Source organism: Nonomuraea sp. NPDC050404 (assembly GCF_040655495.1).
Lineage (GTDB): Bacteria > Actinomycetota > Actinomycetes > Streptosporangiales > Streptosporangiaceae > Nonomuraea.
In genome coordinates this window covers 98447-117717 of the sequence record NZ_JBFAKB010000008.1, presented here as the reverse complement: position 1 = coordinate 117717, position 19271 = coordinate 98447, and the positions used below count along the sequence as shown (strand labels likewise).

Below are 19271 nucleotides of genomic sequence, written 5' to 3'. Positions count from 1 at the left end.
TTAGTTCCTTTCCTCGCTGTCGGCGCCGAACAGCTTGGCCACGCCGACGAAACGTTCGATGACGACGACCGAGATCACGGCGAACAGCACCATGAGCGTGCCGATGGCGGTGACCGTGGGGTCGTAGTCGTACTGCATGTAGTTGAAGATCCGCACCGGCAGCGTCTGCAGGTCGGTGGTGACCACGAACAGCGCCACCGTCAGGTCGTCGAAGGAGGTGATGAAGGCGAAGAACCCGCCCCCGATCAGCCCGCCGCGCACGGCCGGCAGCGTGACGTGCCAGAACACCAGGAACGGCGCCGCGCCCAGCCCGGCCGCCGCCTTCTCGGCCGAGCGGTCCAGGCCCGCCAGACCGGCCAGGACGAGGCGGACCGCGTACGGGACGGTCAGCACCAGGTGGGCCAGCAGCAGCGTGAACGGGCTGGAGGCCAGCCCCATCTGCGCGAACCACTGCAGCAGCCCGATGCCCAGCACGATCGTGGGCACCGCGAACGCGCTGGACAGCACCGCCTCCAGCGCGCCCCGGCCGGGGAAGCGGTAGCGGTGGATGGCCAGCCCGCCGGCCAGCCCCACGACCGCGGAGATGGCCGCCGCCGCCAGCGCCACCCCTGCGCTCAGCGCGAACGACGACAGGAACTCCGGTTTCTGGAACACCTCCGCGTACCAGCGCAGCGTGATGCCCTGCGGCGGGAACGTCACGTAGGAGGTGGTGGTCAGCGAGGAGGCGACGGTGACGGCGACGGGCGCGATCAGGAACACCCCGACGAGGGTGGCGAACGCGGCGCCGAGCACACGGGTCAGCCGGGTCATGCGAACACCACCTCGCCCTTGCCGCGGCGCAGCAGCCGCGAGTAGCCGAGCAGCAGCCCGGTCGTGACGACCACCAGCACGAACCCGATCGCCGCCGCGTACGGCCAGTCGAGCGTGGTGGTGGCCTGGGTGTAGACGAAGTACGGCATGAGCTTCACCTTCGGCCCGCCGAGGATCGCCGGGGTGACGAAGCTGGAGGCGGTCAGGCTGAACACGATCATCGCGCCGGCGAGCATGCCGGGCGCCGACAGCGGCAGCGTGATCCGCCAGAAGCAGGTCCAGCCGGGCGCGCCGAGCCCCTTGGCGGCGGGCACGAGGGTCGGGTCGATGCGGTCCAGGCTGCCCATGAGCGGCAGCACCATGTAGGCCAGCATCACGTGCACCATGCCGATGAGCACGGCGGTGTCGTTGTAGAGGAGTTGCGGCGGGGTGAGCCCGAGCCAGGAGATGAAGGAGGCCACGGGCCCGTTCGGGCCGAGCACCACCAGCCAGCCGTACGCCCTGATGACCATGCTGATCAGCAGCGGCGACAGCAGCAGCAGCGCCAGCCAGTTGCGCACGCGGGCGGAGCGGCCCCGCATGTACAGGGCGAACGGGTAGCCGATGAGCAGGCAGCCGATCGTGGTCAGGGCGGCGACCTTGAGGGTGTTCCACAACACGTCCCGGTAGAAGGGGTCGCCGAGGAAACGCTCGTAGTTGCCGAGGGTGAAGGCGCCGGTCTGGGTCCTGAAGCTGTTGGCCACCAGGGTGAACAGCGGCGCCACGAACAGCAGCGCGAAGATGGCGATGGCCGGCAGCGCGAGCAGCAGGCCGGTACGCCGGCTCACCCGGCCCTTCGCCTTCACCGGGCTGCCAGCGACGCGTCCGACGGTCGCCATGAGCAGGTCACCTCCTCGCCCTGCGCGGGGACCCGGGCGTCGTAGGGCAGCGCCGCCGTGACCTCGCCCGCCGGGGTGGCGACGATGCAGCGAATGCGCGAGCCCAGGAACCGGGTTTCCCGTACGGTCCCGCGCAACCCCTCTCCGTCGGAGGAGACGCGGACCACCTCGGGCCGCACGTACACGCGCACGGCGGCGCCCTGGGCAACCGGCTCGCCGACCGGCGTCGCGGCCACCCGCTGGCCGGCCACCTCGCAGACCTCACCGTCCACGGCGGTGCCGTCGAAGGCGTTGACCTCGCCGATGAACTGGGCCACGAAGTCGGTGGCGGGCCGCAGGTAGATCTCGTGCGGCCGGTCGAGCTGGTGGATGACGCCGTCGGCCATGACCGCGATCCGGTCGGAGACCGCGAGGGCCTCCTCCTGGTCGTGGGTGACCAGGATGGCGGTGGTGCCGATGCGCCGCTGCAGGGACGCGACCTCGTCGCGCAGCCGTACCCGCAGCTGGGCGTCGAGGTTGGAGAACGGCTCGTCCAGCAGCAGCAGGTCGGGCTGGATGACCAGGGCCCTGGCCAGCGCGGCGCGCTGCTGCTGGCCGCCGGAGAGCTGGCGCGGATGGCGGCCGGCCATGCCGTCCAGGCCCACCATCTCCAGCACCTCCGACACCCGCCGCTTGCGCTCGGCGCCGCCGACCTTGCGCATGCGCAGCCCGAACGCCACGTTGTCGGCCACCGTCAGGTGCGGGAACAGGGCGTAGGACTGGAAGACCATGCCCATGGAACGGCGATGCGGCGGCACGGCGGTGATGTCGCGGCCGTCCACCTCGATCAGGCCGCCGTCGGCCGCCAGGTGCCCGGCGACCATGTTCAGGGTGGTCGTCTTGCCGCAGCCGGACGGGCCGAGCAGGGTGAGGAACTCGCCCGGCTCGGTCTCCAGGTCCACGGCGGAGACGACCTCCTTGCCGCCCAGCACCTTGCGCACGCCGTCCAGGCGTAGCCGCCCGCGCCGCACCGCGGTCTCCGGGGCGGCTTCGGTGGTGGTGCTCGTCATTGCTCGACCTCCTTGGTCCAGCGGTCGGTCCAGGTGGCGCGGTTGCCGTTGACGTCCTTCCAGTCCAGCGGCGTCATCTCGGCCGCCCGGTCGGAGCCGACCACGCGCTTGGCCAGCGCGGCGTCGAGGGTGGCGTCGGTGACGGTGGGGCCGTCGTAGCCCTCGGCGGCCAGCTTCCGCTGGATGGCCGGCTCCAGCAGGGCGTTGACGAACTTCTGCGCCAGGTCGGCGTGCGGCGCCTTGTTGACGACGTTCGCGGTGGCCAGCAGCGGGATGGCCCCGTCGGCCGGATAGGCGAACTTGATCGGGAAGTCCTTGTCGGCGAGCGTCTCCACCCGCGAGCCACCCCACACGCTGGCCACGGCCTGGCCCTGCAGGAAGTAGTTGGACACGTCCGCGGTGGTGTCGAAGGTGAAGGCGTTGGCCGCGACCTTCTTGATGCCGGCGAAGCCCGACTCGACCGAGCCGTCGCCTTCGCGGGCGGCCAGCATGAGGGCGCCCACGCCGTAGGTGTTGCTGATCGACGGCAGCACGACCTTGCCCTTGAGCTTGGGGTCGGCCAGGTCGGACAGCTTGGTGGGGGCGGGCAGGCCGTTGTCGGCGTACCACTTGCTGTTGTACGCCAGGCCGGTCGCGGTCAGCGCGAACCCGACGCCGACATCCCCGGGCAGGCGCGCCACCTTCTCCACCTTCGGCAGGCGGGTCACGGCGGCCGGGTCCAGCTTGGCCAGCAGCCCGGCCTCGGCCGCCTGCGCCTGCGGGCCGTCGTCGATGAGCGCGACGTCGATCTGCGGGGCGTCCTGCTGCGCCTTCAGCTTGGCGACCGTGTCGGTGGAGCTGCCGGCGATGTAGGTGACCTTGCAGCCGCAGGTCTTCTCGAAGTCCGGCAGCACGGCCTGCTCGAAGGCCTCCTGGTAGGAGCCTCCGTACCCCGCCACCACGAGCGTGCCCGCGGCGGCGGTCGGGCTGGGCGGGGCGCAGGCCGTCAGTGCGGTGAGGGCCAGGGCCGCGGCGAGCAGCCTTGTCATGCGGTCTCGATCTCCTTGTTCCAGCGGTCCGTCCAGGCGGAACGGTTCTTGTTGATCACGGCCCAGTCGAGTTTGCGCAGGTCGGCGGCCCGATCCTGGCCGACGACCTTGTCGGCCAGTGCCGGGTCGAGCTTGACGCCCTTGACGGTCGGGCCGTTGAAGTTGGACTCGGCCATGGCCTGCTGCGCCGCCGGTTCCAGCAGCGTGTTGACGAACTTCTGCGCCAGGTCGGCGTGCGGCGCCTTGTTCACCACGTTCACGGTGGCGATCAGCGGCAGCGCCCCCTCCTCCGGGTAGACGAACTTGACCGGATAGCCCTTCTTGGCCAGCATCTGCACCCGCGAGTTGCCCCACACGCTGGCCACGGCCTGACCTTGCAGGAAGTAGTTGGACACGTCCGCGGTGGTGTCGAAGGTGACGGCGTTGGCGGCGATCTTCTTGATGCCCGCGAAGCCCGGATCCACCTTGTGCTCGGACCCGCCGCCGACCTTGGCGGCGATGAGCAGGGCGCCCAGCCCGTACGTCTGCGTGATGGACGGCATCACGAGCTTGCCCTTGAGCTTCGGGTCGGCCAGGTCGGCCAGCTTGGTGGGCTCGGGCAGCCCGTTCTTGGCGTAGTGCTCGGTGTTGTAGGCGATGCCGGTGGCGTTGAGCGAGAAGCCCACGCCGACGTCGCCGGGCAGGCGGGCCAGGTCGATCACGTTGGCCAGGTTGGTGACGGCCTTGGGGTCGAGCGCGGCCAGCAGCCCGGCCTGCACGGCCTGGTTCTGCACGCCGTCGTCGATCAGGGCGACGTCGATCTGCGGGGCGCCCTGCTGGGCCTTCAGCTTGGCGACGGTGTCGGTGGAGCTGCCGGCGATGTAGGTGACCTTGCAGCCGCAGGTCTTCTCGAAGTCGGGGATGACCGACTGTTTGAACGCCTCCTCGTAGGAGCCGCCGTATCCGGCGACGACCAGCGTCCCCGGCGCGGCGGACGGGGTGGGCGGGGCACAGGCCGTGACTGCGAATGCGGTGAACGCGGTGGTCAGGACGGCGACGGTCAGCGGTCTGGGAGTCATGACGACCTCCGTAGGGGGCGGTCCGGGGCTAGATGGCCGATGCCGCGCGCGGTGGCGCCGGTCTCGACCAGATCGGCGACGATGTCGCCGAAGACGGGGGCGAGCTTGAAACCGTGCCCGCTGAACGCCGCCGCGACCACGGTCCTGCCCTGCCTGCCGAGCAGGCCGTGGCCGTCGGGGGTGAAGGCGTCGGCGTAGGTGGCCACGCGCACCGGGTCGGGCCGCAGGCCGGGCAGCGTCGCCGCGACGGCCTCGGCGACCTGCCGGACGTACGCGGCGGGCGCGCTGCGGGCCAGCGCGTCGGGCGAGTCGATCTCCTGCCACGGGACGTGCAGGTTGACCTTGACGCCGATGCCGTCCACCGACGGGAAGCAGGAGTAGGCGGGTTCGCCGACGCGGATGGCGATCGGGCAGCTCCCCGGATCGAACAGGCTCTCCTCGCGGCGCGGGAACCAGGTCGAGGTGATGGCCTTGGCGACGATCGGCGCGTCGGGCAGCAGCGTGCGCGCCCAGGGGCCGGGGGCCAGGACCGCGTGGGTGAAGCGGTGCTCACCGTCCGCGGTCGTCACCGTCACCCCGCCCTCGTCCTGGCGCACCCGCGTGACCGGGGTGTAGCGCAGGATGCGGGCGCCGGCCTGCTCGGCGGCGGCGGCCGCGGCCACCACGGCCGGTTCCGGGCGCAGGTAACCCGCATCGGGGTCGGCGATCATCACCTCGCCCTCGCGCAGCGGATGCTCCGGCACCCGCCGGGCCGCCTCCGCGCCGGTCAGCACCTCCACGGGCAGGTCGTGGGCGCGGGCGGCGGCCAGCACGGCGGCCAGTTTCGCATGCTCGCGCGGCCCGACCGTGACGCCGCCGACCGGGGTCAGCAGGCGGCGGCCCGCCGCCCGTTCCAACTCGCCCCACAGGTCGCGGGCCTCGCGCAACAGCGGCACGTACTGCGGCCCCTCCTTGTACGCGGTGCGGAAAATCCGCGACTCGCCTCCCGCGGCACCACGGTCGTGGCCTGGCGCGTAGGCGTCGAAACCGGTTGCCGGGATGCCGCGCGCGGCCAGCCGCCACAGGGCCATCGAGCCGACGGCGCCGATGCCGACGACGGCGACAGAGGTCATGGAACCGCTCCTTCCGGGGCCCGGCTTCTGGCCCGGCTTTTGAGCCCGGCTTTTGAGCCTGGCTTCGGGGCCCTGGCGTTGGGGCCCGGCTTCCAAGGCATGGCTTGCCAGGGCGTGGCTTTTCCAGGCCATGGCTTCCAGGGCATGGCTGTGGACCGTGGCGCACAGTGGTATGCAGCGGCGCACGGGCGGGGGTGGTCTCGGGGGTGATGGGTCGGTCAGCTGTGGTCGGAAGAGCCGCTCAGGTCGGTCTCCACGTAGAAGCTCTCGGAGCGGGGCGGGACGATCTCCTCCAGGAGTTCGGCGATCTCGCCCCGGCGGGTCCAGGTCTCGCGCATCCAGCGGAAGACGGGTGTGCCCTCGGGCAACCCGAACAGCTCCGCCTCGGTCTCGCCGAGGGCGTACGGCTCCACGTAGAGCCTGGCCCGCACCAGCTCGACCCCGCGATCGCGCAGGTAGGCGTGGGAGGTCAGGGTTTCTAACGGCTGGTCGAGCAGGTCGGGGGCCAGCCGGAAAGGCAGCACGTGCAGCTCGGTGTTGGCTACCTTGCCGTCCATGCGCAGCTTGTGGCGCTCCATCTGGACGACCGCCTCCTCGTCGGGTATCCCCGGCAGCCGCAGCCGCGCCAGGTGGGCGGGCAGCACCTGCGCCGAGATGACCTCGTGGTCTCCGTGCGTCTCCGGCCCCTGGATGAGCAGGCCGGTGAAACGCAGCAGGTTGTGCTGGCCGATCGCCTGGGCCACGAAGCTGCCGCGTCTGCGGAAGCGGACGATCAGCCCGGCGTCGGCCAGGTCACGCAGGGCCCGCTGCACGGTGATGCGCGAGACCCCGAACTCCTCACAGAGCTCGACCTCGGTGGGGATCCGGGTTCCCGGGCCCCACTGGCCGTCACGGATACGTGCCTCCAGCGCCTTGCGGATCCGCACGTGGAGCAAGAGGTCACGTTCTGACATGTCAAAATACTCGTTGTGGCGATTAGTTATGTCAATAGTCGCTTAGATATAACTTTTCGGTGTTTACCGTGGTGAAGCAGGCTCAGCGGGGGGCGGCGGTCTCCCGTACCCAGGGCAGCAGCAGCCGTTCGGCCAGCACCAGGGCGTAGAACAGCACGATGCTCATGATCCCGAGCAACGCGATGGCCGCGAACGCCAGCGCCGTGTCCGAGCTGCCGCCCGCCTGCACGATCACGAACCCCAGCCCGGCGTCCCCCGCGCTGAACTCGCCGATCACCGCGCCCACCGAGGCCAGCGGCATCGCCACCTTCAACCCCACGAAGATCTGCGGCAACGCCGCCGGGAAGCGGATCTTCACGAACGTCTGCCATCGGGGCGTGTCCAGCGACCTGGCCAGCTCCACCAGCTCCGGCGGCGTCGAGGTCAGCCCGCCCGCCACCGACAACACCACCGGGAAGAAGCACACCAGCAGCGCCATCACCACCTTCGGCTGCTGCCCGAAACCCATCCACACCACCAGCAGCGGCGCCAGCGCCACCTTCGGGACCGCGTTGAAGGCCACCAGCAGCGGATAGAACATCAGCTCCGCCACCCGCCACGCCGCGATCGCCATCCCGATCAGCAGCCCGCAGCCCACCGACAGGCCGAAGCCCAGCACGGTCTCCCCCAGCGTGATGGCCGCCTGCTCCAGCAGGTAACCCGGGATCCGGCCGAACGCCGCCACCACGTCGGCGGGCGCGGGCAGGATGATCTCCGGGATCGCGAACGCCGCGGCCACCAGCGCCCACGCGCCCACCGCGACCACCACGCCCAGCACGGACCATCCCGCCGCCGTCACCGCCTCGCGACGCTGCCCGACCTCGCGTCGCTGCCCAGCCTCCCGACGCTGCCCGGCCTGAGGGCTCCGTCCGGCCTCTGGGCGTCGTCCGGCCTCGTCCACGCCGGTCAGCCCGCGGGCAGCAGGTCGAACGCCACCACCGACTCCGGCGTCGGCGCCGTCTCGAACGCCCCGGCGGTACGCAGCGCGGTGATCGCGCGTTCGACGCGTTCCCTGCTCATCGCCCCGATCGGCTCGCCGCCGGACGGGCGCACGTAAGGCGCCATGAGGGTCAGCTCCGCCGCCGCCGACTCCGCGTTCATCGCGGGCTGGCGCTTGAGCAGGATCTGCGCCGCCTCCTGAGGATGGTCCACCGCGTACGCCAGCCCCTTCAGCAGCGCACCGGTGAACTTCCTGACCAGGTCGGGCCGGTCCTTGGCGAGCGTGGCGGAGGTGGTCACGGCCGAGCCGTACAGGTCGGTGATGACCTCACCGAAGGGCAGCACCGTCACTTTCCTGCCCTTGGCGGCGTTGCGCACCGTGGGCTCGCCGACCACGTACTGGCCGATGGCGTCCACCTGCCCGGAGGCCAGGTTGGCGGCGAGCTGCGCGGGCTCCAGGCTGACCCACTTGACCTTCTCCCGGTCCACCCCCGTGAGCTTGGCGTACGCCGGGAACATCATGCTGATCACCGACGACGCCGCGTCCGCCACGGTCTTGCCCTCCAGGTCCGCCGGTTCGCCGATGCCGCTGCCCTCCAGCGTCATCAGCGCCGCCAGCGTGCGCTGGTGCAGGGCCGCGACCGCGACCGCGCCGTCCGCCTTGCCATTGGCGGCGCTGATCAGCGTCGCGGTGAAGTCGATGGCGGAGAACTGGGCCCGCCCGCCGAGCACCGCGGCCAGGTTCTCCCCGCTGCCCTGCCCCGGCTGCACGGTGACCTCGATCCCGGCCTCGCGGAAATAGCCCTTCTCCTGCGCCACGTAGACGTATGCCTCACGGCCGAAGGTCCCGAACCCGGTCACGTACGTGACGCGGTCGGCAGCCGGCCGGGCGGGCGACGGTTCCTCTGTCCCCGAGCCGCAGCCGGCGGGCAGGGAGAACGTCGCGACGAGAACGCTGATCGTGATCACACGCGGCAGTCGCCTCATGCCCCGATCATGACCGACGATCGGGGCCAGTCAACATCGCCTATCATCTGGATCAATCGGGGCTTTCACCAGGAGGTCACCAGGTGATCCGGTTGCGGGGAGTCTCCCAGGTGTTCGGTGGCCGCCGGGGCGCGGTCGAGGCGCTGCGCGCGGTGGATCTGGACGTGGCCGGCGGGGAGTTCGTCGCCGTCGTGGGCCGCTCCGGCTGCGGCAAGTCCACCCTCCTGCGGCTGATCGCCGGTCTGCTTCCCGCCACCTCGGGCGAGGTGAGGGTAGATGGCGAGCCCGTCGTGAAGCCACGCAGGGACGTCGCCATCATGTTCCAGCGTCCGGCCCTGCTCCCCTGGCGCAGCGTCCTGGACAACGTCCTGCTTCCCGTCGAGGTGTTCGGCTGGCCCAGGGACGAGCACCGCACGCGCGCCCACAGCCTGCTCGAAATGGTCGGGCTGGAAACCTTCCACCGGCGGCTGCCGCACGAGTTGTCGGGCGGCATGCAGCAGCGCGTCGCCCTGTGCCGGGCGCTGATCCAGCGGCCCCGCGTGCTGCTCATGGACGAGCCGTTCTCCGCCCTCGACGCCCTCACCCGCGAAGAGCTGTCCATCGAGCTCCAGCAGATCCACATGGAGCACGCCGCCACCGTCGTGCTGGTCACGCACTCCATCGAGGAGGCGGTGCTGCTCGCCGACCGCGTCGTCGCCTTCACTCCCCGCCCCGGCCGCATCCTCACCACGGTGGCCGTGGACGTCCCCCGTCCCCGCACGCTCGGACAGGGCGCGCACACGGCCGGACTCGCCCGCTGCTCCGCCGAACTCCACGAAATCCTGGGCGCCGCCTCACAGCCGCCTCACCGGTAGGCGGCGCGGATCCGCTCGGCGTACGTCGGCAGGTCGAGGCCGAGCAGCCGGAACCGGCCGAGCTGGTGCAGCAGGAAGTTGTTGGCCCCCATCCGCGACAACCGGCCGACGTCCCCGGCCAGCAACGCCGCCAGCTCCTCCTCGCTCAACGCCGGACGGGCCGCGCGCAGCGCCTCCTCCGGGGCCTCGGTCAGCGCCCGCCGGAACTCGGGCTCCCTGACCACCCGGTAACACACCTTGTTCACCGCGTACAGGCTCACGTGTCCGCCCGCCAGGCCCCGTACGCGTGCCCGAACCCCGGCTGCGCCTCCAGGAACGCCGGCGCCCCCGGATCGAACGTGCCCAGCATCGCGACCCAGTCCAGCAGCTCGCCACCCGCGTTGCCCGCCTGGGCGAGCTGCTCCTCCCCCGCCTCCGCGACCAGCTTGCCGACCTCGCCGCCGGCCAGCAGCGACACCACCCGCTCCGCCCAGCGCGGATCCGGCACGCCCGTGTGGGAGTCGGCGCTGATCCGCGGCCCGCCGATCTCCAGCGAGAAGCTCCCGCTGGCCAGCACCGCGACCCGCTTCGGCGCGGGATCGTCCTCGACGGCCGCCCTGATCGCCGCGCCCAGCGCGTGGCAGCGCCGCGACAGCGGGATCGGCGGCATCAGCCCGCTCACGAACACCGGCACGATCGGCACCTCCATCCCCGGCGTCAGGAAGTGCAGCGGCACGGTCACCGCGTGGTCCAGCTCGAACTCCTGGCTCATCCCGACGTCGAACTCGGCGCGCACCACATGGGCCTGGATGCGCCTGGCGAACTCCGCGTCGATCGCCACCTCGCACGCCGGCAGCTCGCGGTAGTCGCCGGGCCCGGCCGCCGACTCCGCCACGCCGATGCTGAAGATCGGCACGCTCTCCACGAAGAAGGTGTTGTAGTGGTCGGAGGTGAACACGATCAGCACGTCCGGCGCCAGGTCCCGCAGGTGCCCGGCGACCTCGCCGTAGAGGCGTTCGAGCTCGGGGGCCAGTGCCTCGCCGCGCCGTACGATGCCCGGGAAGTGCGGCGTGTGCGGCACTCCCACCGCGCCGACGATCCGTGCCACGCGCCGCTCCTCTCGCCGCTGTTCTCAAGATTGTTCGCCTTCGCCTCGTCGTCAACCCACCACCCGGACGCCTTTACATTGTAGATCAATCCGACGGATGAGCCAGGATCAGCACCAGAGCGTCCAGAAGCCGTTGCCAGTCGCCCTCATGCAGGTCGTCGCGCCGCAGCGCCGCCGCGACGGCCGCGAGAGCGTCGGCCAGCATCGCCCGTACCACTCCCGCCTCCTCCCCCAGCGACTCCGCCAGCAACGCGGCCTGGCGCCGGAAGCGGCGCCCGCCGGCGAACTCCACCAGGGACGGCGGCGGAGCGGGCGCGCCCTCCTCCGCGGACGGGTCGGCGAGGGTGATCACGAGCCGGGTGCCGAGCGCCTCGGCGAGCCGGTCGAGGGCGGCGACGGTCGGGTTGCCCCGCCCGTTCTCCAGGTTGGCGACGTACGGCACCGACAGGCCGGCGTCGGCGGCCACCGGGGCCACGGTCCGGCCGAGCGCCGTCCGGCGGGCGCGCAGCCGCCGGCCAAGTTCCACAGGATCCACAGGGCTATCTTGACAGAATAATTCGATCCCTGTTCTCTTCTCAGAGAATAAATTCGAGGAGGAGAACCAGTGCTGCCGCATGCCCTGCGCGTCCGCGACTTCCGCTATCTCTGGGCGGGGCGGTCCGCCACCAGGCTGGGCACGAGCATGCTCGTCGTCGCCATCCCCGCCCACGTCTACGCCGTCACCGGCTCGGTGCTGGCCACCGGCGTCACCCTGGCCTTCGAGTTCCTGCCCTCCCTGCTGCTCGGGCCGGTCACCGGAGTCCTGGCCGACCGCTGGGACCGCCGCCGCCTGATGATCGCCGCCGACCTGCTGCACTCCGCGGCGGTCTCCGTCGTGCTGCTCGCCGGCACACCCGAGACGATCTGGCTCGTGTACGCCGCCGCGCTCGGGCAGGGCACCGCCGCGACGCTCTTCCACCCCGCCGCCCAGGCCCACATCCCCGTCATGGTCGGCACCGGACCCACGCTCACCAGCGCGAACGCCATCAACGCCACCACCACGGGCGTACTCGGCCTGGCCGGTCCCGCGCTCGGCGGGCTGCTGTTCGCGACGGCCGGCGTCGAGGCGGTCGTCGCCGTCGCCGCCGCGGCCGGCCTGCTGTCGGCGGCGGCGATCTCCCGCACCGCACGCCACCCCCGCACCCCGGAATCCCGGGAGCGGCTCGCGACGGTTCGGAGAGAGCTGGGGCAGGGGCTGCGCCTGGTCCTGCGGGGCCCGGCGACGCGGGCGCTGCTGGCGACCAACGCCGTGTACCTGCTGGCCAACGCCGCGCTCACGGCCCTGCTCATCCCGTTCGGCGTGGCCACGTTCGGCGGCACCACGGGGGTCGGTTACCTGCTGTCCGCCCTCGGCCTGGGCTTCGTCGTCGGCGCGCCCGTCAGCCGCCGCCTCGTGGACCGCTTCGCGCCGCGGCCGACGATCGCCACGGCCCAGGCGCTCGTCGGCGGCGCGTTCCTGCTGATGTTCAACGCCACCTCGCTGCCCGTCGCCATGACCGCCGCGTTCCTGCTCGGGCTGCCGGGGGTCACGGTGCTGGTCGCCGTGCTGACCCACGTGCAGCGGGCGGCCCCGGGCGAGTACCTCGGACGCGTCACCGCGGCCTTCCTCACCGTGGAGGCCGCCGCGAACCTGATCGGCGCGCTGGCGGGCCCGGCGCTGAGCGAACTCGCCGGGCTGCCCGTGGCGCTCAACGCCGCCTGCGCGGTGACGTTCCTGTCGGCGCTGGTTACGCTCATCCTGGTCGGCACGGTTCGTTCTGCCGAATCCCCGAACGGGCGATAGATCATCGCTGTATGTTGATCAGTGGCTGTGGGCTCGCGCACGATCAGCGACATCGTCGGCTGAAGTCCCCCGAACTCAGTCGTGAGGAGTGCTCAGTGCCCACGATCTACGACGTCGCCCGCGAGGCGGGCGTCTCCGCCGCCACCGTCTCCCGCGTGCTCAACGGCCGGCGCACGGTGGACCCCGAGATGGTCGCCCGGGTGCTGACGGCCGTCCGCGAGCTGGGTTACCGGCCCAACGCGGTGGCGCGCAACCTGCGGCGCAGCCGTACGACGTTGTGGGCGGTGATCATCTCCGACATCGGCAACCCGTTCTTCACCGCCACGGTCCGCGGCATCGAGGACGTCGCCCGGCAGGCCGGATACTCCGTCGTGCTGTGCAACAGCGACGAGGACCCGGTCAAGGAGGAGACGTACGTCACGGCGGCGCTGAGCGAGCAGATGGCCGGCGTCATCATCTCCTCGTCCGGCAGCGTCAAGGCGGCCAGGAACCTGCTCGACTCGCCCGTGCCGGTCGTCGCCATCGACCGGCAGCTTCCGCGCGGCGCGGTGGACACGGTGGTGGTCGACAACGAGGCGGGCGCCCGCGCGGCCACCCGGCACCTGCAGGAGGCCGGCTACACGAAGATCGCCTGCATCACCGGGCCCGAGGGCGTGAGCACCGCCGACCTGCGGCTGCGCGGCTACACCGAGGCACTGTCCGCCGAGCCCGTGGTGGTGCGCGCGGACTTCCGCGAGAAAGGCGGCTACGACGCGATGGCCTCGCTGCTGTCGTCGGGCTCCCGTCCCGACGCGGTGTTCGTGGCCAACAACCTGATGACGGTGGGCGCGCTGCGGTGCCTGACCGACCGGGGGGTCGAGGTGCCGGCGGAGATGGGGCTGGTGGGGTTCGACGAGATCCCGTGGGCGGACCTGGTACGGCCCTCGCTCACGACGGTCGCGCAGCCCACGTACGAACTGGGCCGCATGGCCGCCCGCCTCCTGGTCGACCGCATCGCCACCCCGTCCGCCCAGCCGGCCACGGTGGTCCTGCCCGCCGAGCTGCTTCCCCGCCAGAGCAGCGCCCGGCCTCGCTGAGAAATCGATTTCGCGGACGATGGCCGGACAGGTTGGGGTCACGACTTTGACAGCGCACCGTAACCATTAGTTACGTTCGGTAGTCAGCTCTGGCGGCGAAAGTACCCACGGAAACCATTGGCCCCCTCCGCAATCAGAAAGGCTGTCCTGATGTCTCGTTCCACCCGAATCACCGCCGTCGCCCTCGCCGGGGCCTTCGCGCTGGCCACGCTCGCCACCCCGGCAGCCGCCAACGTGCCCAGCAGCATAGACACCGCCGTCAACGCCTTCAACGGCAACTTCGCCGGCAACAACGTACCGGTCTGCGTGCCAGGCGAGGTCGCCGGCCTCGGGGTCCAGGTGCCGATCATCTCGCCGAAGAAGGCGACCTGCACCCAGCACTGACGGCCCGAACGCGGCCCTCGACCCCTGAGGACCGCAGGTGAGCCCCGCAGCGCGGCGTCCCCCTGGTGCGACAGGGCCGGCGTGCAGTCCAGCACCACGGACACCGCGCTGCGGCCCTCCCCCTTCAGGCCAGGTCAGTCCGGAACGGCAACCGCTCCTCCACCGGCGCGCCGGTTTTCACATGTCGAACACGCAGTGGCCGCACCCCTCGGCCTCCAGCAGGACGTAGTTGCCCTCGCCCGTGTCGTTGACGCCCTCGACCTGGAATTCGCGGTTGCTCTGCCCGCCCTGGTCGATGCCGTCCGTCGGGCGCTCGCACCGCCGCTGGGCGTGGAAGCGGCCGAGGTCGTCGATGTAGTAGTCGAAGAGCCCTTGATCGGCCGACAACTCGCTGATCAGCTCCACCTTCGCGCGGCTCGCGAACGGCATGTGGAACCAGGAGTCGAAGCCCTTGCCGTCCTGCGGGCTCATCCGCAGCGGCACCGAGACGAAGTTCGCGGCTCTGGCGTGCCCCATGCCGAAGAAGCCGCCGAGCGGCACCAGCACGCTGGGGCGCACCTGATCGTCCCAGGTGATCTTCAGAACGAGTCGCCGCAAGTAGTCGGCGTCCTTCGCATCCCGCCGGGACAGCGCCACCAGATGTGGGTTGATGGAGCCCGGACCCTCGATGTCGGCCAGGCTCACGGTGCCCCCGCCGGTACGGTCAGCCGGTCGTCGCCGCCACCGGTACGGTCAGCCGGTCGTCGCCGCCACCGGTACGGTCAGCCGGTCGTCGCCGCCACCGGTACGGTCAGCCGGTTGTCGTTGCCACTGGTGCGATCGTGGCTGAAGGTCCGCCTGCGCCTGGCGGTGCGCAACCGGGGCTGGCCACGCAGGCTGCTGCCGTGGTTTCCGCACGTCATGCGGCGCGAGTCCGCATTTCCTCCGGGATCGAGCAATCGAATTCTCAAGACCTGGGAGCTGAGCGTCAAGAACCCTGCGTCACGGCTCCCCGACGCCAGGGGTCCGCGGTCATACTCGGAGCATGGAGCCGCTGACGGAGATCCTGCATCTGCCGCCCGGCTACCGGCACCAGGAGCAGACCACCACACTGGAGTGGTCGCAGGTGCTGGCCAAGCTGGCCGCCGCGCCCCGCTACTGGCTGGCCACCGTACGCGCCGACGGCCGGCCGCACGTCGTGCCCGTGGACGGGGTGTGGGTGGACGACGCGCTCTACTTCGGCGGCAGCCTGGAGACCGTGCACGAGCGCAACCTGCGGCACAGCGCGGTGGTCTCGATCCACCTGGACGGGGCCGACTCGGCCGTCATCGCCGAGGGGCGGGCCGTACGCGTCCATCCGGCTCCCGAGGAGGCCCGCCGCCTGGCTGAGGCAACGCGCGCCAAGTACGGCTACGACTTCGGCCCTGACGCATATGCCGCGGGCTGCTGGGCCCTGACGCCGTCGCGGGTGATCGCCTGGAACGCCCTGCCCGCGGACGCAACCCGCTTCACCTGGCCTTCCGCCTGAGCCACCGTCAAACCCCACGTCGGAACCCTCATCCCGACCTGCGGCTTCCACCGAAACTTTCACCTCAGAGCCCGCCGCACGCGGGCGCGGGGATCGACTCGTGGCCTGCCGTGCACGGGGATCGCCTGAGCGCCTGCCATGGGCGAGCACGGGGATCGCCTGAGCGACTGCCATGGGCGAGCGTGCGGGGATCGCCTCGGGGCCTGCCGTGCGCGGGCGCGGGATTGTCGGTCCCGCCCCGTAAGGTTTCCCGCATGGCGATGCTCATCGGACGGGAACGACCTGCCGCGATCCTGCGCGGCGAGGTCGAGCGTGCGCTGGTCAGCCATGGGGCGCTGGTGCTCGTGACGGGCGAGGCGGGGATCGGCAAGAGCACGCTGGTGGCCACCGCGGCCGAGGAGGCCGTCCGGGAGGGTGCCCGGCTGCTCAGCGCGGCCTGCTGGGAGGGCGAGGGTGCACCGGGCTACTGGCCGTGGGTACAGGTGGTCAGGCAACTCTCCCCCGGCGCGACGCCGCAGAGCCTGGCGGGCGCAGACGGGGAGGCGTTCGAGCTCTACGACGCGGTGACGGGCCTGCTGGTGGACGCCTCGCGGGAGCGGCCGGTGGTGGTCCTGCTCGAAGACCTGCACTGGGCCGATGCGGCGTCGTTGCGGCTGCTGGAGTTCGTGGTGCGGCACGCCTGGTTCGAGCGACTGCTGGTGATCGGCACCTACCGGGACGCCGAGGTGGACGGACCGCTCAGCCTGCCCTTGGAGGCCAAGGCCACCACACTGACGCTGACCGGGCTCGACCGTACGGACGTGGGCCGGCTGGTGGCGCGTACCACCGGGATGACCCCAGGGGATGACCTGATCGCGGAGATCCACCAACGCACCGGCGGCAACCCGTTCTTCGTCGAACAGACCGCCCGTCTGTGGCAGGGCGGCAGCCCGCTCGCCACCATCCCGCCCGGGGTGGGCGCGGCGGTGCGGCGGCGGCTGACGCGACTCTCCGACGAGGTGCTCAACGTCCTGCGGATGGCGGCGGTGCTGGGGCGCGAGTTCACCCAGGACTCCTTGTCCACCTCACTGAACGCCCTCCCATCCGACCCTGGCGCACCACCCACGAACCCCGGCGCACCACTTACCGAGCCCCGCGCACCAAGCACCCAGCCAGGCATACCGCTCACCGAGCTCGGGACATCACGCACCCAGCCCGGCACGCCACCGAACGACGCGTCACAGGTTGCGCCCGTCACACCGCCCGATTCCGCTGCTCCCCTGCAGGCGCGGGTTGCGGCCGGGGCGGCGGTGCGCAAGGCTCTCGACCAGGCCCTGTCGGCCAAGCTCGTCCTCTCACACGGATCCGGACGGTACGCGTTCGTGCACGACCTGGTGCGCGAGACCCTCTACGCCGAACTGGACGAGGTGAGCCGTCCCGCCTTTCACGCAGCCGCCCTCACGGCCCTGGAAACGGCTCTGCCCGCCGTCCGCGCCCATCACGCTTATCTGGCCGCCGCCCCCGAAGCCCCCGGCCTGCTCCTCACCGCCGCCAGGGATGCCGAGGGCCGGATGGCGGATGAGGAGGCGGCCGGGCACTACCGCCGCGCCCTGGACCTCACACCCGCCTCCGACCCGCGCCGGAAGGCCACGATCGGACTCGACCTCGGCATGGCGCAGCACCGCGTCGGCGACACCGCCACCGGAGCACACACGCTGGACACGGCACTCGCGATCATCCGTCGACTCGACGCCCCAGACCTGCTGGCGATCGCGGCGCTGAAACTGCACGACCTCTGCCACACCGGCCAGAGCCGCTGGACCGACTTCGTCCACGAGGCCCACCACCGGCTCGTACACCGATCACCTCGCCGCCGCGGCACCGACGCCGCACAGGAGCCCTCCCCACCAACACCGGCGTCGAGCACAACCACCCACCCGGGGGCGAGCGCCGAACCCGGGACAGGCACCGGCACCGGCGCGAAGGCGGACGGCGGAGATCGGCTGAACGTCGCGGCGCGGGAGTTGAGTGCGGTCGCGGCCGACCTGGCCAGGCGGGGCGCGGACGACGACGCGCTCGGATACAGCCTCTCGGCCAGGCTGGGCATGATCTTTGGCCCGGACACCACGGCCGAACGCCTGGCGATCACCGAGGAGCTCGGGAAGGTGGCGCGGCGCAACCGGGACGAGCAACTCGACCTGACCGCCCTCAGCTGGCGCATCGGTGCGCTGCTCGAACTGGGCGATCCCCGCTGCATCGCCGAGCAGCGCGACTTCGTGGCCAGGGCTGAGCAGTCCGAGCTGGCCCTGTTCCAGCATGAGGCCGCCGTGCTGAAGGCCATGTTCGCCACTCTGACGGGCCGCTTCGAGGAGACCGACGCCCACATCGAGGCCGCGTACGAGCTGGGCGAGCAGCCGGGCATCGGCAGGCGGGACCTGCGCTGGATGCAACGCTGGTCGGTCGCCCTGCTCAGGGGCCGGTTCGACGTGGCCGAGAGCGTACTGTCGGAGATGGAACGCGCGGGCAGCCCGCACTTCCCGCTCTACCGGGCCGTGACGGCGGTGCAGCGGGACGACGGGAGCGAGGCCGCGATGCGTCACCTGGCGCAGATCATGGCGGCGGGCGAGCAGTACCTGCGCTGGATGGCGCCGCTGTGGCTGAGGTTCCAGGCGCAGGCGGCCGCGCGGTCGGGCGATCCCGTGCTCTGCGAGCACGCCCGTGCCGCCCTCGCCCCGTACGCCGGCCATTGGGGGGTGACGGCCACCGTCGCCGTCGAGGGCCCGTACGCGTACTGGGCGGCTCTGCTGGATGCGGCGCAGGAACGCTGGGACGCGGCGATCGAGGGCTTCACCTCGGCCTGGCACGCCGCCGACCTGCTGGGCGCCCGGCCCTGGTCGGTGGAGTCCCGCGCCCGCCTGGCCGATGCGCTGCAGGCCCGCGGCGACGACGTGTCCGCGCTGGTCGCGCAGGTGGAGCGGGAGGCGGCGGAGCTCGGCATGCTGGTACGCCTGCCGCGCCCCGGCGCCAACGCCTTCCGATTCGACGGCGAGGTCTGGACCCTGACCTTCGCCGGCAGGACCGTACACCTGCCCGACGCCAAGGGCCTGGCCGACCTGCACGTACTGATCGGCCGGCCGGGCCGTGACGTGGCGGCGGTCGAGCTGCTCAACCCGGCCGGCGGCGAGGTCGTGGTCGCGGCGCGCCGCCTGGGTGGTGACGACGTGCTGGACGAGGAGGCCAGGTCGCGCTACCGCGCACGGCTGGAACTGCTCGACGAGGAGATCGACCGGGCGGTGGAACGGGGCGACGACCGGCGGGCGGCCGAGTTCGACGCCGAGCGGCAGGCGCTGCTGGACGAACTGCGTACCGCGGCCGGGCTGGGAGGCCGTCCGCGCCGCCTGGGTGACGAGGCCGAACGCGCCCGCAAGGCCGTCACCAACCGTATCCGCAACACGCTGCGCCAACTCGACCAACGCCACCCCGAACTGGCCGCCCACCTGCGCGCCTCGGTCGCCACGGGCGCGACGTGCCGCTACCAGCCGACGGCCGAGGTGCACTGGTGCACGTGAGCGGCCAGCCCTCGGACTGCGCTGGTGCCGGGTCACTCGCGGGCAGCGTTCATCCGGCCGGATCCCTCCCGGGTCGTGTGCGCCCCGCCGAGTCACTCGCGGGCGGGTTTCATGCGGCCGGATCACTCATGAGCGGCATT

Annotated in this window: 20 protein-coding genes; 6 read left to right on the top strand and 14 right to left on the bottom strand. The window is 71.6% G+C overall.

The features are described 5' to 3' along the window. The 9 genes from AB0I81_RS23685 to AB0I81_RS23645 form a co-directional block, all read right to left on the bottom strand. Nucleotides 1-810, bottom strand: a complete 810-nt coding sequence (locus AB0I81_RS23685; RefSeq protein ID WP_360660000.1) for an ABC transporter permease — start codon at nucleotides 808-810, stop codon at nucleotides 1-3. Next, entirely contained in the window at nucleotides 807-1688 is an 882-nt protein-coding gene (locus AB0I81_RS23680; protein ID WP_360659998.1) for an ABC transporter permease, read from the bottom strand. Before AB0I81_RS23680 ends, AB0I81_RS23685 begins: the two co-directional genes overlap by 4 nt. Continuing rightward, nucleotides 1652-2737 (bottom strand): ABC transporter ATP-binding protein, encoded by a 1086-nt coding sequence (locus tag AB0I81_RS23675; protein ID WP_360659996.1) that lies wholly within the window; start codon nucleotides 2735-2737, stop codon nucleotides 1652-1654. Before AB0I81_RS23675 ends, AB0I81_RS23680 begins: the two co-directional genes overlap by 37 nt. After that, nucleotides 2734-3765 (bottom strand): ABC transporter substrate-binding protein, encoded by a 1032-nt coding sequence (locus AB0I81_RS23670; RefSeq protein WP_360659993.1) that lies wholly within the window; start codon nucleotides 3763-3765, stop codon nucleotides 2734-2736. The genes AB0I81_RS23675 and AB0I81_RS23670 overlap by 4 nt, the downstream gene beginning before the upstream one ends. Next, nucleotides 3762-4823 carry an ABC transporter substrate-binding protein gene (locus AB0I81_RS23665; protein WP_360659991.1) on the bottom strand — a complete coding sequence of 354 codons (1062 nt, stop codon included), beginning with the start codon at nucleotides 4821-4823 and terminating at the stop codon, nucleotides 3762-3764. Before AB0I81_RS23665 ends, AB0I81_RS23670 begins: the two co-directional genes overlap by 4 nt. Continuing rightward, on the bottom strand, nucleotides 4820-5935 hold the full coding sequence (gene solA / locus AB0I81_RS23660) for an N-methyl-L-tryptophan oxidase (protein WP_360659989.1): 1116 nt from the start codon (nucleotides 5933-5935) through the stop codon (nucleotides 4820-4822). Before solA ends, AB0I81_RS23665 begins: the two co-directional genes overlap by 4 nt. Nucleotides 5936-6153: 218 nt before the next feature. Continuing rightward, nucleotides 6154-6888: a GntR family transcriptional regulator gene (locus AB0I81_RS23655; RefSeq protein ID WP_360659987.1), complete on the bottom strand. Its 735-nt coding sequence runs from the start codon at nucleotides 6886-6888 to the stop codon at nucleotides 6154-6156. Nucleotides 6889-6970: 82 nt separating this feature from the next. Beyond that, complete coding sequence (locus tag AB0I81_RS23650; RefSeq protein WP_360659985.1) at nucleotides 6971-7726, bottom strand: ABC transporter permease; 756 nt, start codon at nucleotides 7724-7726, stop codon at nucleotides 6971-6973. A gap of 107 nt (nucleotides 7727-7833) precedes the next feature. Continuing rightward, entirely contained in the window at nucleotides 7834-8853 is a 1020-nt protein-coding gene (locus AB0I81_RS23645; protein ID WP_360659983.1) for an ABC transporter substrate-binding protein, read from the bottom strand. 83 nt (nucleotides 8854-8936) lie between these two features. Between AB0I81_RS23645 and AB0I81_RS23640 the strand changes: the two genes are divergently transcribed. Next, complete coding sequence (locus AB0I81_RS23640) at nucleotides 8937-9707, top strand: ABC transporter ATP-binding protein (protein ID WP_360659981.1); 771 nt, start codon at nucleotides 8937-8939, stop codon at nucleotides 9705-9707. Here AB0I81_RS23640 and AB0I81_RS23635 read toward each other — a convergent pair. The 3 genes from AB0I81_RS23635 to AB0I81_RS23625 form a co-directional block, all read right to left on the bottom strand. Further along, nucleotides 9698-9967, bottom strand: coding sequence for a hypothetical protein (locus AB0I81_RS23635; protein ID WP_360659979.1), 270 nt, complete (start codon nucleotides 9965-9967; stop codon nucleotides 9698-9700). The two genes, AB0I81_RS23640 and AB0I81_RS23635, sit on opposite strands and share 10 nt — an antisense overlap. Next, nucleotides 9964-10794: a hypothetical protein gene (locus AB0I81_RS23630; RefSeq protein ID WP_360659977.1), complete on the bottom strand. Its 831-nt coding sequence runs from the start codon at nucleotides 10792-10794 to the stop codon at nucleotides 9964-9966. Before AB0I81_RS23630 ends, AB0I81_RS23635 begins: the two co-directional genes overlap by 4 nt. 85 nt (nucleotides 10795-10879) lie before the next feature. Continuing rightward, on the bottom strand, nucleotides 10880-11329 hold the full coding sequence (locus AB0I81_RS23625) for a helix-turn-helix domain-containing protein (RefSeq protein ID WP_360659975.1): 450 nt from the start codon (nucleotides 11327-11329) through the stop codon (nucleotides 10880-10882). Nucleotides 11330-11398: 69 nt separating this feature from the next. On the opposite strand from AB0I81_RS23625, the gene AB0I81_RS23620 reads away from it, so the two are divergent. The 3 genes from AB0I81_RS23620 to AB0I81_RS23610 all read left to right on the top strand — a co-directional run bounded on the left by AB0I81_RS23620 (nucleotide 11399) and on the right by AB0I81_RS23610 (nucleotide 14076). Continuing rightward, entirely contained in the window at nucleotides 11399-12616 is a 1218-nt protein-coding gene (locus tag AB0I81_RS23620; RefSeq protein ID WP_360659973.1) for an MFS transporter, read from the top strand. Between the two features lie 95 nt (nucleotides 12617-12711). Continuing rightward, nucleotides 12712-13692, top strand: coding sequence for a LacI family DNA-binding transcriptional regulator (locus tag AB0I81_RS23615; RefSeq protein ID WP_360659971.1), 981 nt, complete (start codon nucleotides 12712-12714; stop codon nucleotides 13690-13692). A 150-nt stretch (nucleotides 13693-13842) separates the two neighbouring features. Further along, the gene (locus tag AB0I81_RS23610; RefSeq protein WP_360659969.1) at nucleotides 13843-14076 is read left to right on the top strand and encodes a hypothetical protein; all 234 of its coding nucleotides are present in this window, start codon (nucleotides 13843-13845) and stop codon (nucleotides 14074-14076) included. Between the two features lie 177 nt (nucleotides 14077-14253). On the opposite strand, the gene AB0I81_RS23605 is transcribed toward AB0I81_RS23610, so the two are convergent. Both AB0I81_RS23605 and AB0I81_RS23600 read right to left on the bottom strand, forming a co-directional pair. Next, nucleotides 14254-14760 carry a DUF2961 domain-containing protein gene (locus tag AB0I81_RS23605; protein WP_360659967.1) on the bottom strand — a complete coding sequence of 169 codons (507 nt, stop codon included), beginning with the start codon at nucleotides 14758-14760 and terminating at the stop codon, nucleotides 14254-14256. A gap of 77 nt (nucleotides 14761-14837) precedes the next feature. Then, the gene (locus AB0I81_RS23600; RefSeq protein ID WP_360659965.1) at nucleotides 14838-14978 is read right to left on the bottom strand and encodes a hypothetical protein; all 141 of its coding nucleotides are present in this window, start codon (nucleotides 14976-14978) and stop codon (nucleotides 14838-14840) included. Between the two features lie 122 nt (nucleotides 14979-15100). Here AB0I81_RS23600 and AB0I81_RS23595 point away from each other — a divergent pair, with 122 nt between their 5' ends. Both AB0I81_RS23595 and AB0I81_RS23590 read left to right on the top strand, forming a co-directional pair. Beyond that, nucleotides 15101-15583: a pyridoxamine 5'-phosphate oxidase family protein gene (locus AB0I81_RS23595; protein ID WP_360659963.1), complete on the top strand. Its 483-nt coding sequence runs from the start codon at nucleotides 15101-15103 to the stop codon at nucleotides 15581-15583. A gap of 254 nt (nucleotides 15584-15837) precedes the next feature. Continuing rightward, complete coding sequence (locus AB0I81_RS23590) at nucleotides 15838-19131, top strand: AAA family ATPase (protein ID WP_360659962.1); 3294 nt, start codon at nucleotides 15838-15840, stop codon at nucleotides 19129-19131. The last annotated feature ends 140 nt before the right edge of the window (nucleotides 19132-19271 follow it).